Below are 17,109 nucleotides of genomic sequence, written 5' to 3'. Positions count from 1 at the left end.
ATGCCAAGAAATTCACTGTTATATTTTTTGATTCTTACAGTAGGCGCCATTTTTATTGGCAGGTTATTCTTTATACAAGTAGTTGATTCCAAATACCGTCAGAACCCTTTAAATAATTCAGCGGTCACAACAAAATTTGCTTACCCTGACAGAGGGTTTATATATGATCGCAATGGTAAGTTATTGGTAGCCAATCAAAGTTCATATGATATCATGATCATTCCAAGAGACGTAGAACCTCTAGACACTTTAGAATTCTGTGGATTACTTAGAATAACAAAAGAAGAGTTTTTAAAACGTTATCATAGAACCAAAAATTATTCCCCTAGAATTCCCTCTATTTTTGTAGGACAGGTTTCAAAAGAAGACTATGCCTATTTACAGGAAAGAATGTATAAATACAAAGGTTTTTTCATTCAAAAAAGATTCCTCCGTCAATACCCTGAAAACACAAGCGCCAATGTTCTCGGATATATAAGTGAAGTCAATGAAGGATTGCTAAAAAAGAATACCGATTATCAACTAGGTGAATTAGTTGGTTATCAGGGGATTGAAAAACAATACGAAAAAGTATTACGAGGTAAAAAAGGTGTAAGCTTTATTCAAAAAAATCGTTTTAACAAAGAAATTGGCGCCTACAAGGATGGCTTATATGACACGCTTGCAATTCCCGGAAAAGATATCACGCTCACACTTGATATGGCACTCCAGATGTATGCAGAAAAATTAATGTCGAACAAAAGAGGCGGTATTGTTGCGATTGAACCATCCACTGGTGAAATATTATCTCTTGTGTCAACTCCTAGTTACGACCCTAAGATGCTTGTAGGGAGAAAAAGATCTAAAAACTCTTATTTGCTTTTTAATGATTCCGTAAAGAAACCAATGCTCGATAGAGGCTTGCAAGCACAATACCCTCCAGGCTCTCCTTTTAAGATCATTAACGCCCTGATTGCTTTACAAGAGGATGTAGTGACCCCAACAACCGGATTTTCTTGTTATCACGGCTATAAATACGGTCGAGGAGGATTCATGAAATGCCACTGTGGAATTGTAGGAACTCCCATTAGCATGAATACAGGAATTTATCGATCGTGCAATTCTTATTTCTCTAATCTTTACAGAAGAACAATTGAAAAATATGACTCTCCTGCCAAAGGAATCGATACTTGGAGTAATCATGCAAAAAGCTTTGGTTTAGGTAATTTTCTGGGCTACGATCTTCCAGCAGGTCAAAAAGGTTTAATCCCTGATTCAAGTCTTTATAATCGCTATTATCCAAATCATCAATGGAAAGCAATTACCACAATATCAAATGCCATAGGTCAGGGAGAGGTGCTTACTACTCCGATTCAGCTGGCTAATATGACAGCTGCCATAGCCAACAGAGGCTATTATTACACCCCACATATTCTCAAAAAAATTGGAGATAGCATCAACAATGACATTAAATATACCAAACCAAAATATACCACTATTGATCCACAACATTTTGAACCTGTCATTGATGGAATGTACAATGTTTTTGAAATTGGAACGGCTAGAGGTTCAAAAATTGACGGTATTCAAATCTGTGGAAAGACAGGAACAGCAGAAAATTTTAAAAGAATTAATGGCGAAAGGGTTCAATTCACCGACCATTCAATTTTCATCGCTTTTGCCCCCAAAGACAATCCGAAAATCGCGATAGCTGTATTTGTAGAAAATGGCTATTGGGGTTCCAGATGGGCTGCCCCGATTGCAAGTTTAATGATCGAAAGTTATTTAAATGGAGAGGTCAAAAGAGACTGGTTAGAAAAAAGAATGTTTGAAGGAAGTCTGGAAGAAGAGTATAATAAACAACTTGAAATAGAAAACTACGTTGCGCAAAAGGAAGAGTAATATATTCAAAGGGGTAGATTGGCCTACCATCATCATGTACCTGCTTTTCGTATTTCTAGGTTGGCTCAGTATTTATGCAGCCACATTTTCTGAGACAGAATATGAATTATTCGATCTCAGTACTAAGTATGGTAAGCAGATGATCTGGATCCTGCTTAGTTTCGTGCTGATCATATTTATTCTTGCCATCGATAAAAAATTCTATGAACAGTTTTCGGGAATATTTTATTTGGTATCTGTTCTTTCACTGGCTGGTCTTTTCATTTTTGGAAACAATATTAACGGTGCAACCTCCTGGTATACTTTTGGTTCTTTCGGAATACAGCCATCAGAATTCGCTAAAGCAGCCACCGCACTGGCAATAGCCAATTATCTAAACGAAAGAAACCAGGATCTAAGAAAACTGCCGAATCAATTAAGAGCCTTTGGAATCATATTTCTACCTGCCTTACTCATCACTTTGCAGCCAGACCCAGGTTCAGCATTGGTTTATGGCTCGCTTATTTTAGTCCTGTATCAATTCGGGTTACCGCTTTACTATTTGGTAATTGGATTTCTTGCTTTGGTCTTATTTGTTATCACCTTGTACTTTGGGTTTCTTACAACCCTAATAATCGCTTCTGTGGCCATTTCAGGCTTTTTAGGTTATCTGGTATATAAAAACAAAAAATACCTCAGACACAATTGGCTAAGGTTCGTGATCATCTATTTCTTCACCGGTATCTTCATCGTCAGTGTGGATTATGTTTTCAACAATGTTTTCGAACAAAGACACAGAGACCGGTTTAATATTCTTCTGGGAAAGGATGTTGATGATCAAGGGATTGGTTATAACACGGCTCAGTCAGTGATCACTATCGGATCGGGTGGTGTAAATGGAAAGGGCTTTTTACAAGGAGACAGAACTCAAGGGGATTTTGTTCCAGAACAACAAACTGATTATATTTTCAGCACAGTAGGAGAAGAATGGGGTTTTATAGGTAGTAGTTTCGTTATCATACTGTTTGTGGTATTTTTAATCAGGCTACTTATGATTGCAGACAGACAAAAGTCTATCTTTAGCAAAGTTTTTTCTTATGCTACAGTGGCTATTTTCTTTTTCCACTTTACCATTAATATTGGAATGGTGATAGGTCTGTTACCAACGATTGGTATCCCACTACCCTTCTTCAGTTACGGAGGCTCGTCTCTTTGGGGATTTACAGTACTTTTATTCATATTAATCAGACTGGATGCAGATAGAATTTATGAATGGTAAGTTAAATTTCATGAATTGTAGTCAAAAAAAAAGCAACCCGAATGGGTTGCTTAGTATATCTTTAAGTTGGCTTCGACTATAAAGAAGCTACGTGCAATGTCAATTTTGATTTAACATTAGCAGCCTTGTTTTTGTGTATAATGTTATTCTTAGCCAATTTATCTAGCATTGAAACAATGTTAGGCAATAAAGCCTCAGCATCCTTCTTATCTTCTACAGTACGCAAATTTTTAATCGCATTACGTGTAGTTTTGTGCTGGTGCTTGTTTCTTAAATGTTTCGACTCATTACTTCTAATTCTCTTCAATGCCGATTTATGATTTGCCATACTTCTAATATTAAATTGTTATTTAAACAAATGTAGCCCGTAGGGGAATCGAACCCCTCTTACCAGGATGAAAACCTGGCGTCCTAGCCGATAGACGAACGGGCCAAGAGTTTGCTTTTATTTATTAAAGCGAGTGCAAAATTAATACATTATTTCAACTCTGCAAGAACTTTTTAATTTTTTTTTCGTTTTTTAATATGCTTTTGCAAACAATACCCTTTTCGAGGATGGATTTCCACTTAGCACGCATGATCCTTCTACTTGTTCCGCATCAAGAGGAATACATCTGATAGTTGCTTTGGTCAAGCTTTTAATTTTCTCCTCAGTTTCTGAAGTACCATCCCAATGTGCTGAAATAAATCCTCCTTTTGTTTCCAGAATTTCTTTAAATTCATCAAAACTATTGACTTCTGTTATTAAGTCATTTCTAAAACTTAATGCCTTCTGAAAAAGGTTGTCTTGAATTTCAATTAGTAAGCCCTCTATACGTTCAACCAATACATCCTGACTAAGATTTTCTTTCTCAAGTGTGTCTCTCCTTGCCAATTCAACCGTATTATTCTCAAGATCTCTCGGCCCCATTGCAATTCTCAAAGGAACTCCTTTCAATTCGTATTCTGCAAATTTCCAGCCTGGTTTATAAGTGTTTCTATTGTCATACTTAACCGATATTCCCTTTTCTTTTAACTCTTTCGTTATAGGAGCAATCCTCTCATTCAACAAATCTAATTGCTCATCACTTCTGTAAATAGGAACAATAACTACTTGAATAGGGGCTAATTTAGGAGGTAATACCAATCCAAAATCATCACTGTGAGACATCACTAAGGCTCCCATTAATCTTGTAGATACGCCCCAAGATGTAGCCCAGACATAATCTTGCTTCCCTTCTCGAGTTGTATATTTTACATCAAATGCCTTGGCGAAATTTTGCCCTAAAAAATGAGATGTTCCAGCCTGAAGTGCCTTCCCATCTTGCATCATCGCTTCTATTGTATAGGTGTCTAAGGCTCCAGCAAATCGTTCACTCTCTGTTTTAGTTCCCTTAATCACTGGCATCGCCATAAAGTTTTCAGAAAACTCGGCATAGACACCTTGCATCTTCTGAGTCTCCTCAATGGCCTCTGCTTTTGTTTCATGAGCCGTATGACCTTCTTGCCATAAAAACTCAGCGGTCCTCAAAAACAATCTAGTTCTCATTTCCCAACGCATCACATTCGCCCATTGGTTAATCAAAAGTGGCAAATCCCTGTATGACTGAATCCATTTTCTGTATGAATCCCAGATAATCGTTTCAGAAGTTGGTCTAATGATTAATTCTTCTTCAAGTTTTGCTTTTTCATCTACAATGATTCCTTTTCCAGATTCATCGTTTTTTAATCTATAATGCGTAACAACTGCGCACTCTTTTGCAAATCCAGCTACATGGCTAGCTTCTTTACTAAAATATGATTTGGGTATCAATAAAGGGAAATAAGCATTCTCATGACCGGTCTCCTTAAACATCCTGTCTAATTCGGCCTGCATCTTTTCCCAAATTGCATAACCATAAGGTTTAATTACCATCATTCCACGTACCCCGGAATTCTCCGCAAGGTCAGCTTTTACAACTAGTTCATTGTACCATTTAGAATAATCTTCCGCTCTTTTAGTCAGTTTTTTACCCATGTAAATAAATTTTTGGCATAAATATTGTAATATTACTTTTGAACTCGAAAAATAAGTTGCAAACTTAGTTTTTTTTTGCCTTACAACCATAAAAATAAGTCACTATGAAAAACATTACTCTAATTAAAAATATTCTTTTTAACAGTATCACGCTGGGATTACTGACGGTAGGTTTTTATTCGTGCAGTTCTACTCAACAGGCTTATAATGATGATGATGGTATTTATGGATCTGGGCAAACTAAACAAGAAGTTGTTATGGTCAGAGATACTAAAACTGATTATTATCAAAGTTATTTTTCAGGTGAAAAAGATAATAGTGAAGAAATTTTTACAGACATAGATGCCTATCAGGGAGACTATGAAAATGACACAACATATGTTGAACAGTATAATGGCAATCCACCATGGGATGCCACATCGTCAAACGTAAGTATCAGTTTTAATGTAGGAATTGGTGCTGGTTACGGATGGGGTGCACCTTGTTATGGTTGGGGTGGTTATTACGGTTGGGGTTATCCTTGTTATGGCTATGGTTATGGCTGGGGTTACGGCTATGGTTGGGGTTGGGGATATCCTGGATATGGTTACTATCCTCCTTATTATCCTGGTTATTATCCGCCATACCATCCTGGGTATTATGAAAGAGCAACTTATGGAAAACGTTATGCTAATAATACCGGTAGAATGAATACTGGCAGAGTCAATAGAGCAGATTCCTTTAATAGCAGAAGTAATAGATCTAGTGGTAGGAATGTCGCTTCAAACTATTCTGGCAGAAACGGACGAAATACAAATTATTCAAATTCCAGCAGCAGAAGTGGTGCAAGGAATAACAATACTTCTTATTCAAAAAGATCAAGTTATAGCAATACCAATAACAGATCTGGATATAGAAATAGTTCTGGATCTAACAATAGTAGAAGTTATAATCGTTCTTCAGCCCCATCTAGCAGATCGTACTCGCCAAGTTCAAGAGGAAGCTCATCTGGATTCAGAAGTGGCTCTTCAGGCGCAAGAAGCAGTTCTGGAAGGAGACAAATGTCTTATAACAATGTAAATAACGGCAGTGGAACTTCTTCAAATCGCACTTTTATTAAAAGAACTCAAGGCGGTGTAAAAAACAACTCAGGGTCAAGAGTTTCTTATGCCAACGCCAGAAGCAATGGCAATATGCAACGCTATACAAAATATACGCCTTCAGTTACGGAGAAAACAAATTACAGCAATGTTAAATCTTCAAGTGGAAAAAGCAACAGATCGAATTATTCATCAAGAAGCTCCAGCAAGTCGTCTTCGAGCGCCCGCTCTAGCAGGTCTTCGAGTTCATCCTCAGCGAGTAGATCTTCTGCGCCATCCAGATCATTTAAGCCAAGTAGTTCGTCTGCGTCAAGACCATCAAGAACAAGATAATTTTAAAAAGTACATGCTATGAACCAAAAGATACCTTTTGTCATATTATACCTATGCAGTTTTGTTATAACTGCCCAATCATTGAGCTATACTGATCAAGCTGTTTTATTCTCTACTGAAAGTAATTTTGGGACCGCAAGATTTGTTGGAATGGGTGGTGCTTTTGGGGCACTCGGAAATGATATGTCAGCAGTAGATATCAACCCGGCCGGCTTAGCCGTTTACAATAAGGGAGAATTTTCTACGACATTCACCTATCGTGATACCGATATTAATTCATCTTTTTATGGGAATACGATCTATAATACTGATGATTATTTTAGATTTTCGCAAATTGGAGGGTTAAATTCCTGGGATAGTTTTGGCAACCCGGATATTTATAAATTCGCTTTTGGATTTAATTATAGCGTCGTTAACCATTTCAACAATAATTATGTCGTTCAAGGTAATAGTGGCATTCCCGAATATCCAGATGACCCAGATTTTAATTTTGACGACGATCCTAATAATGATATTAACTATGTGAATGTTGACGATCAATATTTCTATAATTATACTTCTGGTATAAATGACAAATTCAATTTCAGCTTTGCATCACTATATAAAGAAATAGTTTATATGGGAGCTTCAATGGCTTTTCATCATATCAATTTTTATCAAAATACGGTTTTTGAAGAAAGTAGTAATGACGGCGAAGGCAACACTATGGATGTGAGAAATGTTGAATATTTATCTACTTATGGAAGTGGTTTTAATTTTGGTTTGGGAATCATCGTTACACCATACAAAGGCTTGAGATTAGGCGCAGCTTATCAATCTCCCATTTGGTATAACATGTCTGAAAGATTTGAGGGAAGAACATCTTATGTTTTTAATGGAGAACCTGATCCTAACCCTGATTATCCATTGCCAAATTATTACGACTACAAGCTGAAAACACCTGGAAAATTCATAGGAAGTCTTGCTTATGTTTTTGGCAAGTATGGATTGTTTAGTTTTGATTATACTTTTCAAGATTTTAAACAAACCAGTCTCTCCCCTTCCAGTAATTTCATTGATGAAAATCAAGACCTCAGCACTGGTCTAAGAAATACACATTCTTTCAAATTTGGAACGGAATGGAAATACAGCATTCTCAGTTTTAGAGCTGGGTACAGAATCATACAATCTCCTTATGTAAGCTCTTCAACTGAATATGATACAACAGGATATTCTCTAGGTTTAGGTATCAAATTCACCAGACAATTCGGATTAGACTTTGCTTATGACAATTCTGGCTATCTTGATGAATATCGGTTTATGACTGCAGAAGGAGCTGAACCCGCGCAATTGGATATCACAAATAAAAGATTTACATCCTCTCTTGTGTTTTCTTTTTAAATAAAGAAATTGGTTTATACCATGAGTATATTCATAAATGAGTCACTTTTAAAAGGCATTAATGACTCTTTGAGGAACATCGCTTAAAATTATTGTGATTCTTTCGTTTCTTTAAGTATTTTTACCCTTCAAACAAATTCTCATTTTATGAAGAAAGATGAACTTGAAGGTAAAGAACAATCGGGTCAATCAAGAGAAGAAGATATTGATATTGCACAACTTTTCGTTCTAATTGGCAAAGGATTCTCGGCTATTATTAATTTTATAGCATCTCTTATTAAAACAGTTTTTAGCTGGTTTTTAATATTCCTGATTTTTATAAGGGGTAATTTAAAAAAAATGATCCTCGCTGCAATTATTGGTGGATGTATTGGTGCCATTTACCAATATGCTATAAAGGAAGTTCAGTATGAATCTTCAATGACCGTTGAACCAAATTTTGGGTCTGCTGTTCAATTATACAAAAACATTGACTATTACTTAAGTCTTGTAAAACAAAATGACTTTGAAAGGCTAGCTACAAGCTTGAAAATCTCTAAAGAAGAAGCTGCTAGTATATCCTGGATCGAGGTTGAACCTTATTCAAATGAAAATCAATTATTAATATCTTATAAGAATTTTATATCAGAACTTGACAGTAATGCTGTAAAACATGTTGATTATAAAACATTTTCAAAAGGACAACCCATTGAATCCTTCAAATATCATATTGTCAATATTACTTCAAAAGATAAATACATTTTTCAAAAGTTAGAAACCCCAATTATCAATTCTATTATCAGCAATAGTTATTATGACAAAGTCAAAAATACAGCATATTCAAATTTGATGAGTAGAAAATCTGCGCTTGAAAGCTCAATGGTGGAACTCGATTCATTGCGTGAATTGTATAAAACAGTATTATTAACTGAAAGTGCTAAAGAAAGCTCAGGAACCAGTATTTTCATGTCGGAAACAGGAAACTCAACTAAAGAAGTTGATGTTTTTGATAAATATATGGTTATGAATGAAGAGCTTATTGAAGTAAACAAAACACTGACTGCAGAAAATGAGGTTGTCAATGTAGTTTCAAGTTTTAATTCAATAGGTATGAAGGTCAAGACCTGGTATAAAAATTTCGCAATTATCGGCTTCATTGGAGGGTTTGTATTGATGTTCCTAATGATTAGTATTCGAAAATTAGATCAGCAACTTGTGATTTATAAGAATCAACGTTAGCATCATTTTTCAAATGATTATTACTGAAACCCTATAATTGGTTTCTATTAACCAAGTATCTTTTAGGTGAATATATTCAACTTATCAAATCTTAACGCTGATGGGAAAATTATCTTTAAAAATTTTTCCTATTTATCAATGCTTAGGGTTTTTAATATATTAAGTCAATATATTCTGGTTTCGTTTTTGGTTAGAACTCTAGGTGGCGAGACCTATGGGGTCTTTGTCTGGGCTTTTTCAATTATTCAATACTTGGTGATCGTTGTCAATTTTGGATTCAACACCTATGCAGCTAAATACGTTACTGAAGATCATAATGATCCGAATAGAATCAATACGGTATTTTCATCCATTATGGGCATTAAAATATCTCTTTTTATTCTCAGTAGCATACTTTTACTAATCTCTCTGAGCTTTTTCCCTTTATTAAGAGAGAATTCCTTTTTACTATTGATCCTATTGGGCTTTGCCTTTGGTGAAGCAGTTTTTCCCATATGGTTTTTTCAAGGTTCTGAAAAATTAGAAATACCGACTAAAATTGTTTTTGTTTTTCGACTATTACTTGTCATTACAACGCTCTGGTTCATCACCCAAACAGAGCACTTATTGCGTTATGCACTGCTCTTAACCATCAGTCAAATACTTATTGGTTTCTTCGGTTTGATTTTTGCCATTACCAAACTCAATATAAAAATAGTTCGTTTTGGATTTTCTGACGTCACCAATCTCATAAAAGAATCCTTTGCTTTTTTCATTGGAGGCTTATTTGGTAAATCCTTTAATTTTGCAGCTATTATGCTCATAGGCATCTATTGTTCGATGAAGGATGTCAGTAGTTTTGACATTTCATTCAAGATCATAGCAGTAATGCAGCTGCCTTTTGAGACGCTGTCTGTTGTATTATTCCCAACTATAGCAAGAACTAAGAACCTCCTGCTGAATCAAAAGATCATTTTTATAGGATTTTCAGTATCGCTATTGTTTTGGGCTTTTACCTATTGGCAAGCAGCGTTTTTGATGAATCTATTAGGAGGTGCTGAATTAATGGAATACAGCTCATTATTACAACGTCTCAGCATTCTAATTCCTGTGGTGGTCTTGACCTATTTATTGGGGCCAAATACGCTAATAGCTTTTGGTCATCAAAATCATTTTAATTATAGTTTTATAATACCATCAACAATCTATATCTTGATTCTTTTATTTTTATGGAACACGGACTCTTTAAACTTTGAAATCATCATTATGTCAAGAATACTGGTTGATGTTATGATGGCCATTTATAGATTAGTTGTTGCCATACACTATAGATTGATCTTTATTTCAAGATGAAAAATATGCTCAAATCAAGATATTATATTTCCGACATTGTCTTGGGCACAGCCTTTTTTTTCATGCCATTCTGGTCTTTACCCTTGGTTATTTTTCAATTGATTAAAACGAGACGGGTATTTTATACAATTTTGATCTCGACGTTTTTTGCATTAACAGCTTCTCTTTTAGCTCCTACAGGAGATTTATATAGGTTGTATCTCACATATTTTGATTTTCAGGAATTTAATTTTGATTCTTTTATTGATTTCTTAAGTGTGAAGCCTGATTTTCTTTTTTATGCATTACTTTATGTATTCGCCAAGATTGGATTATCTATCAGAATTATTATTTTCTTGATGATCTTTAGTTTTTTTCAACTCTCATTTAATTTATTATTAAAACAGCCAAGAAAAATCAGTGTATTAATAATTCTTTTGTTTGTAATGCAATTTGACTTTCTGCTTCAGGGCTTGTTTTTAAGATTTCCTTTGGCCATACTTTTAGTGATTTATGCGTTTCTCAATAAAATTGATGGTAAAAAATACAGCATCCTGCTTTTAATCCTCGCATCTACGATTCATTTCGGCGCTTTGATTTCTATTCCAATTTATTTTTTAAGTAGGTTATCACTAAAAAAATTGAATACCGCCCTTTTAATTTCTTTACTAATTATTCCTTTTGGTAGCTATATATTTATCTTCTTAATAAACAACTTACTTGAATGGTTTCCGAACATCCCTTTTAAAGAAAAGCTGGAGGATTATTTTTTAGGTTATTGGGCACTGGAATTCTTTGAGGAGAGAACATGGAAGGCTCTTTTCCAAATTTATATTGAGCGTATTTTATATTTTCTGGTCTTAGCTTACTTTTTACTTACCAAAGGAAATACTATGCACAGAAAAATAGCAATTCCATTTTTAATATTGATAAATGTGCTATTTTCTTTCCCTAATTTGTTTAATAGGTATTTGGTATTAGCTACATTTTTCGGTATACTCTGCATGATTATCGAAAATAAAAAGAAGGCTTATAGTCAATTAATCCATCTGGGCTTAGCACTAACAATTACACTGGTTTTTTCAACGAGGATAGTCGCTCAGCAAAAAAACATTAGAGTTGGATACATCCCAAGTATTATCTATAACAATGTCATTTCACTTTCTATAAAGAAATATGACATTGAGTGGATCGATAAACATATTGATGAAAAAACAGCCAGTCCTAAAAAAGTTAAATCATTATGAATATTAAAAACGTTTTTAATTATTTGTTTGTTTTAATTGTCCCTAGTGTGATTTTTTCGTTCGCCGCCAATTCAATTATACTGGTACTATGTACATTGATCTCAATCTGGTTATTAAGAGAAAATCGTCCACGGAATATCTGGAAAAAGTACTTTTTATTCAACACCTTTACATTAGTTATCATCATAGGTCTTTTTATAGATCTGTTTAATCAAAACACATTAGGCTTTAACCAAATTAGCAAAAGATTAAGTTTTGTCTTTATGCCGATTATTTTTTCAGTTTCATCAGAACAAATTAAAAATCTAGCCTTAAAAACATATGTACTTTTCTTAACCTTACTCTCTTCTATACTTTTGATTGCCGGATTAGCAAGGTCGGTTATCAATAAGAATCAAATCATTTATGGTAATTGGGATAGTGAAACCACTGAAAGGTTTTATCAAAACGAAATGATTATCAATTGGGGAGAATTAAGTTATAAAAGATTGTTCTTCTTTTTCGATATGCACCCCTCCTATTATGCCCTCTTCTCGATTATTGCCATTATAATCCTGCTATTCACTCAAACAATTAAGCTAAAAAAATTATTAAAATGGAGCTTCATTTTAATACATGTGATCATGATTATCTTCCTTAGTTCCAAGACCGGAATTATTTCATTATTTATCGTGCTACTGGCCTATCTATTTATTGGCCAATCAAACAAAAACAGGCTAATTGGAGTATCCGCTATCTTACTGCTGGCCTTAATCATAGCAAAAACACCATCAACAGAAATACGTTTAAAGAACGCTTATAGATCATTCAGCTCAGAGCAAAATCCCTTGAAAATTAACAGTACTTCAGAAAGATTGCTGCTTTGGAATTCAATTGCTGATTTGAATCTAAAAGAGCTTTTCATAGGAGCTGGAAACTCAGGAGGACGTGATAGAATAATGAAAAGCACCGGAATTGACAAGAATATGCATAACCAGTTTCTTCAGAGTTTGCTCAACGCTGGTTTTATAGGCTTCTCATTAACTACCGTTTTTGTTTTGTTACCCTTGTTTTTTAAACGAAATATTTTTACTGTATCCCTTGTTTTAATCGTTTTTCTGAACTTACTGTTTGAAAACATGTTGGATCGTATTTGGGGAATCACAGCAATTTCATTCTTTTATGCTTTCATTATTTTTGGATCAACAGAAATGCTTAATTTCAATTCAGCAAAAGATTAAATTTTAAACATAAAAGTGTCAGAACAAAATAAGCCATTACAAAAGATAAAGATACTTTATCTGATTTCAGCCCTTAAAAAATGTGGCCCGATCAGTGTATTGTATAATATCATAAAGGGTTTAGATTCAAAAACCTATGACATCTATGTTTTAAGTTTGTCTGAAGGAGAAATTGGCTCGGTTCTCAATCAATTTGAGGCATTGCAAATAGAATTTATTTCATTAAATCAATCGCGTTTAAAAGGATTGCTTTTTAACAAATCAATTGTTCAAAAAATACTGTACGACAAACAGATTGACATAGTACATTCTAATGATTTCAGGTCAGATATGATCAATGCAAAACTCAATAATGTCATTACGATCAATACGATTCACAATTTTCCTCCTGAAGATTATAAAAACCGCTATGGAAAAATAATGGGATCATGGATGTCAATAAAGCATAAGAATACCATCAAAAAAATCCAATTACCAATTGCTTGTTCAAAAACAGTGATGAACAAGTTTGCAGAAACTTATAAGATTAAAACCAACTTTATTCAGAATGGTATAGCTATTGAAAATTTTGCTCCCTTAACAAAAGATAAAAATGAACTTAGAAAATCTTTAAACCTGCCCGTTGATGGACAAATATTTATAGTTAGCGGGGCATTGACTGTTTTGAAAAATCCAAAAATCATTATAGAGGCTTTTGAGTTGCAAAAAAATAAAGATTCTGTTTTACTATTCCTTGGAAATGGTGAGTTATATGATTCTCTTTCATCTTCTTACAAATCTAAAAACATTCTTTTTGCCGGACGTGTAGACAATGTCAAAAACTATTTACGAGCCAGTGATTATTATATTTCAGCTTCTTTAACTGAAGGCCTGCCAAATTCTGTATTAGAAGCTATAAGTATTGGACTTCCTGTTATTCTTTCTAAAATAGCTCCTCATGTTGAAATAATTGGGGATAATTATCCATATTTGTTCGATCCTAATAATTCAAAAGATCTAAACAAAAAATTGAAATTGATTGTGCAAAAAGAAAACCAAAAGTTCAGCCAACAACATGCTCTCAAAATGAAAATTAATTTTAGTGCTCATTTAATGTCAAATAAATACCAACTAGTATATCAAAGTTCAATGAATAGCTTCAAAAAGTAAAAATAAGATGAAGGTTTCTATCGTTATGTCAGCTTATAACTGTGAGTCCTTTCTTGAACAGGCTTTAGAGAGTCTAATCAATCAATCATATCAGGAATTTGAATTGATTTTATTCGATGATGCCTCTACAGATTCCACTAAAAAAATTATTCAAAATTTTGCCCTAAAGGATACTAGAATCATTACCGTTTTCAATGACGTAAATAAAGGCTTAACAGCGAATCTCAATATAGGAATATCACTTTCTAAAGGAGAATATATTGCGAGAATGGACGCTGACGACATTGCACTTCCTTCAAGAATTGAAAAGCAAGTGAAATTTCTTGATGATCATCAAGAAATTGATCTGGTTGGTTCGGCCGCCTTTGACATCAATGAAAATGGAGACGAAATTCAATTACGAAAATCACCAAAGTCACACGATGATATTATTGCGCTTCTACCCAAAGCAAATCCTATAACGCATTCAACCGTAATGTTTAGAAAGAAGAGTTTCGCTTCAATTGGGTATTATAACGAAGCTTATCGCACTACCCAAGATTATGAAATGTGGTTCAGAGCTGCAGGAAAAGGGCTTAAGTTTCATAATCTCCAGGAAATTTTACTGAAATACAGAATCGACAATAATTATCATAAACGAAAATCATTAAAATACCGACTTTATGATTGTAAACTCAGGCTTCAATGTTTCAAACACATAAACCTGCCTTTTTACAGATACTATTATGCATTGATTCCTATCATTTTAGGTTTATTACCTCATAAATTATATGTCTACATCAAGAAGTTAGACCCTCGCGTAAACGAAATTCATTGATATCCGTATAAATTAAGTTTATATTTGCATTAAAATGAAACGATTTGAATTCAGTCACCGAAATTCAACAAAATTCTAAAAAAAGCTTTGCCGTTCCTCAGTTTGGTCTTTGGCATAAAAAGTTACTATTGGCTTTTATAGACCTGTGCATTTTAACTTACAGCCTGTTTTATTATCACAAGTTCACAACTGAGAATCTTTCTTTTTATCATTTCTTTCAAGGAAATAGTTTAAGTGTCTTGTTTGGAATTGGTATTTTCTGGATCCTAACGATCATTTTCAACTTCTATGATCTTGACTATGTGAACAAGACTCGAAAAGTACTACCCCTTTCTTTTTTTATTGGAATTATTTTTACATTGACTTATTTCATAACAACTTCGATTAGTTCTAGCTATATAATTGAAATTAAGAATTTATTTTTCTTCACGATTATATTCACACTATTATTGATGTTTTGGCGGGTTTTTTATGCATCCGTTATCCATTCAAATGTATTTGCCAAGAATTGCATCCTACTGACTTCTGAAGAAACAGATAGAATTCTTATTGATCGTATTATTGAATCGATTGAAGGGATTGAATTTGAATATGGGCTTAAAATTTTAAGAACCTATACCGTAACAAAAGAACAGAAACAAATTGACAGGCTTTCAAGGGCCATAGAAAGAATGACTAGGAAAAAACTCATGGATACCGTAATCATTATGGATAGAGACCAGGGAGCTATTTCAAATTCACTCAACACCACCTTGGTCAAAGCGATAGGAAATGGTATACAAGTAGAAACTTATTTTAAGCTATATGAAGACGTAAAAGAGGCTATCCCTGTTCAATTTGCGGGAAACCAATTATACACTATTCTTCCCATTTCAAAATACAGCCATAACTACATATATCTTTTATGGCATAAATTAGTTGATATATTGTCATCAGTATTAGGATTATCAACCATGCTGATCTTAACACCAATCATTGTGTTCATGAATTTATTTTTGAATAAAGGCCCTTTATTCTACAGGCAGTTTAGAGTTGGTAAAGGAGGAAAGGAAATTGAGATTATTAAATTCAGATCGATGATTGTAAAGGCAGAAGAACATGGGGCAAAAATGTCTATAAAGGGAGATCAAAGGGTTACGAGTTTTGGAAAGATCCTTAGAAAATTGAGAATAGATGAATTACCTCAATTTTGGTCAGTACTCAAGGGCGAAATGAGCCTCATAGGTCCAAGACCAGAAAGGAAAATATTTATAGATCAATTGGTGAAAAGCATTCCGTTATATGACTCCAGACATCTTATTAAACCGGGTATAACCGGTTGGGCCCAGGTCAAATATGAATATGGAGAAAACACTGAAGATTCGATTAAAAAATTAGAATATGATCTGTATTATATCAAAAACAGATCGGTTACGCTTGACATAAGAATCATCTTTAAAACCATAAATACCATCTTATTCTATAAAGGAGTTTGATTTCAGACTTTTACAGGCTATATCGTTTAAAACTATGTTTTTACATCAGCATCCTTACCCCCCATTCATTCCAGAAAATAGTGTAAAATTAATTGTAGGTACTATTCCTCCTCCCAGGTTTTCAACAGGAGACCTGTTTTCTGATGATGTTGATTTTTGCTACGGCAGTAAATTTGGCTTATTGTGGCCCATCTTAGATCGCATATTTGATCTCAACTTAAAATATGAAAACACGAATCACGCCATTTTGCAAAGAAAAAATTTTCTAATTCAAAACAGAATTGGTATATGTGACGTTATAGAAAGTTGTGCAAGGGGTAAAGTAGATGCTTCAGATGTAGGAATGGACCAAATAAAGATGAGAAATCTCCTGAACCATATTATTAAAAATAAAGATATCACAACACTTCTGTTTATGGGAGGGAATAGTAAAAATGGACCTGAATACTTATTTAGAAAATTAATAAAACCACTTGGCTTAGAACTAATAAATAAAAGTGCTGGTCGTCCTAAAATTCACGAACTACATCTTGAAGGCCGAAAAATAAAAACAATATCACTTATATCTCCTTCAAGCGCTGCCAACAGGTCAATTGGTGGAGACCCTTATTATAAAATGCAGAAAAAAGCCAACAAGAATTATACAACCTTAGATTTTCGTGTAGAACAATTCAGAAATCACTTCACTTGATTCCATTTTTTCGTATTTTCGAAACTTGGTAATACCATTCTATGAAAAAGACTA

At 34.0% G+C, this 17,109-nt stretch carries 14 protein-coding genes and 1 tRNA gene; 12 read left to right on the top strand and 3 right to left on the bottom strand.

What is annotated here, in order from left to right; genetic code table 11:
* Entirely contained in the window at positions 1 to 1,881 is a 1,881-nt protein-coding gene (gene mrdA / locus QWY87_RS05345) for a penicillin-binding protein 2 (protein ID WP_290289157.1), read from the top strand.
* A complete protein-coding gene (gene rodA, locus QWY87_RS05340; protein ID WP_290289156.1) occupies positions 1,862 to 3,139 on the top strand; it encodes a rod shape-determining protein RodA in 1,278 nt (425 codons plus the stop codon). The genes mrdA and rodA overlap by 20 nt, the downstream gene beginning before the upstream one ends.
* 76 nt (positions 3,140 to 3,215) lie before the next feature.
* On the opposite strand, the gene rpsT is transcribed toward rodA, so the two are convergent.
* The 3 genes from rpsT to proS form a co-directional block, all read right to left on the bottom strand.
* Positions 3,216 to 3,467 (bottom strand): 30S ribosomal protein S20, encoded by a 252-nt coding sequence (gene rpsT / locus QWY87_RS05335; protein ID WP_290289153.1) that lies wholly within the window; start codon positions 3,465 to 3,467, stop codon positions 3,216 to 3,218.
* Between the two features lie 33 nt (positions 3,468 to 3,500).
* Positions 3,501 to 3,572 (bottom strand) — tRNA-Glu (locus QWY87_RS05330).
* An 87-nt stretch (positions 3,573 to 3,659) separates the two neighbouring features.
* The gene (gene proS, locus QWY87_RS05325; RefSeq protein WP_290289150.1) at positions 3,660 to 5,135 is read right to left on the bottom strand and encodes a proline--tRNA ligase; all 1,476 of its coding nucleotides are present in this window, start codon (positions 5,133 to 5,135) and stop codon (positions 3,660 to 3,662) included.
* A gap of 104 nt (positions 5,136 to 5,239) precedes the next feature.
* On the opposite strand from proS, the gene QWY87_RS05320 reads away from it, so the two are divergent.
* From QWY87_RS05320 to QWY87_RS05275, 10 genes are all read left to right on the top strand, one after another.
* Complete coding sequence (locus QWY87_RS05320; RefSeq protein WP_290289147.1) at positions 5,240 to 6,547, top strand: hypothetical protein; 1,308 nt, start codon at positions 5,240 to 5,242, stop codon at positions 6,545 to 6,547.
* An 18-nt stretch (positions 6,548 to 6,565) separates the two neighbouring features.
* Positions 6,566 to 7,927, top strand: coding sequence for an OmpP1/FadL family transporter (locus QWY87_RS05315; protein WP_290289145.1), 1,362 nt, complete (start codon positions 6,566 to 6,568; stop codon positions 7,925 to 7,927).
* 147 nt (positions 7,928 to 8,074) lie between these two features.
* A complete protein-coding gene (locus QWY87_RS05310) occupies positions 8,075 to 9,145 on the top strand; it encodes a hypothetical protein (protein ID WP_290289142.1) in 1,071 nt (356 codons plus the stop codon).
* A 66-nt stretch (positions 9,146 to 9,211) separates the two neighbouring features.
* Positions 9,212 to 10,477 carry an oligosaccharide flippase family protein gene (locus QWY87_RS05305; protein ID WP_290289141.1) on the top strand — a complete coding sequence of 422 codons (1,266 nt, stop codon included), beginning with the start codon at positions 9,212 to 9,214 and terminating at the stop codon, positions 10,475 to 10,477.
* Positions 10,478 to 10,482: 5 nt separating this feature from the next.
* Positions 10,483 to 11,703, top strand: coding sequence for an EpsG family protein (locus tag QWY87_RS05300; RefSeq protein ID WP_290289139.1), 1,221 nt, complete (start codon positions 10,483 to 10,485; stop codon positions 11,701 to 11,703).
* A gap of 263 nt (positions 11,704 to 11,966) precedes the next feature.
* Positions 11,967 to 12,923, top strand: coding sequence for an O-antigen ligase family protein (locus tag QWY87_RS05295; protein WP_290289136.1), 957 nt, complete (start codon positions 11,967 to 11,969; stop codon positions 12,921 to 12,923).
* Between the two features lie 15 nt (positions 12,924 to 12,938).
* Complete coding sequence (locus tag QWY87_RS05290; RefSeq protein WP_290289133.1) at positions 12,939 to 14,072, top strand: glycosyltransferase; 1,134 nt, start codon at positions 12,939 to 12,941, stop codon at positions 14,070 to 14,072.
* 7 nt (positions 14,073 to 14,079) lie between these two features.
* Positions 14,080 to 14,889, top strand: a complete 810-nt coding sequence (locus QWY87_RS05285) for a glycosyltransferase (protein ID WP_290289130.1) — start codon at positions 14,080 to 14,082, stop codon at positions 14,887 to 14,889.
* 44 nt (positions 14,890 to 14,933) lie between these two features.
* Positions 14,934 to 16,364 (top strand): sugar transferase, encoded by a 1,431-nt coding sequence (locus QWY87_RS05280; RefSeq protein ID WP_290289127.1) that lies wholly within the window; start codon positions 14,934 to 14,936, stop codon positions 16,362 to 16,364.
* A 34-nt stretch (positions 16,365 to 16,398) separates the two neighbouring features.
* The gene (locus QWY87_RS05275) at positions 16,399 to 17,055 is read left to right on the top strand and encodes a uracil-DNA glycosylase family protein (RefSeq protein WP_290289124.1); all 657 of its coding nucleotides are present in this window, start codon (positions 16,399 to 16,401) and stop codon (positions 17,053 to 17,055) included.
* The last annotated feature ends 54 nt before the right edge of the window (positions 17,056 to 17,109 follow it).

The sequence above is a fragment of the Lutimonas halocynthiae genome, assembly GCF_030409835.1.
Taxonomy (GTDB): Bacteria; Bacteroidota; Bacteroidia; order Flavobacteriales; family Flavobacteriaceae; genus Lutimonas; species Lutimonas halocynthiae.
Note: the sequence above shows the minus strand (reverse complement) of the source record. Positions and strands in the feature narration are given on the sequence as shown.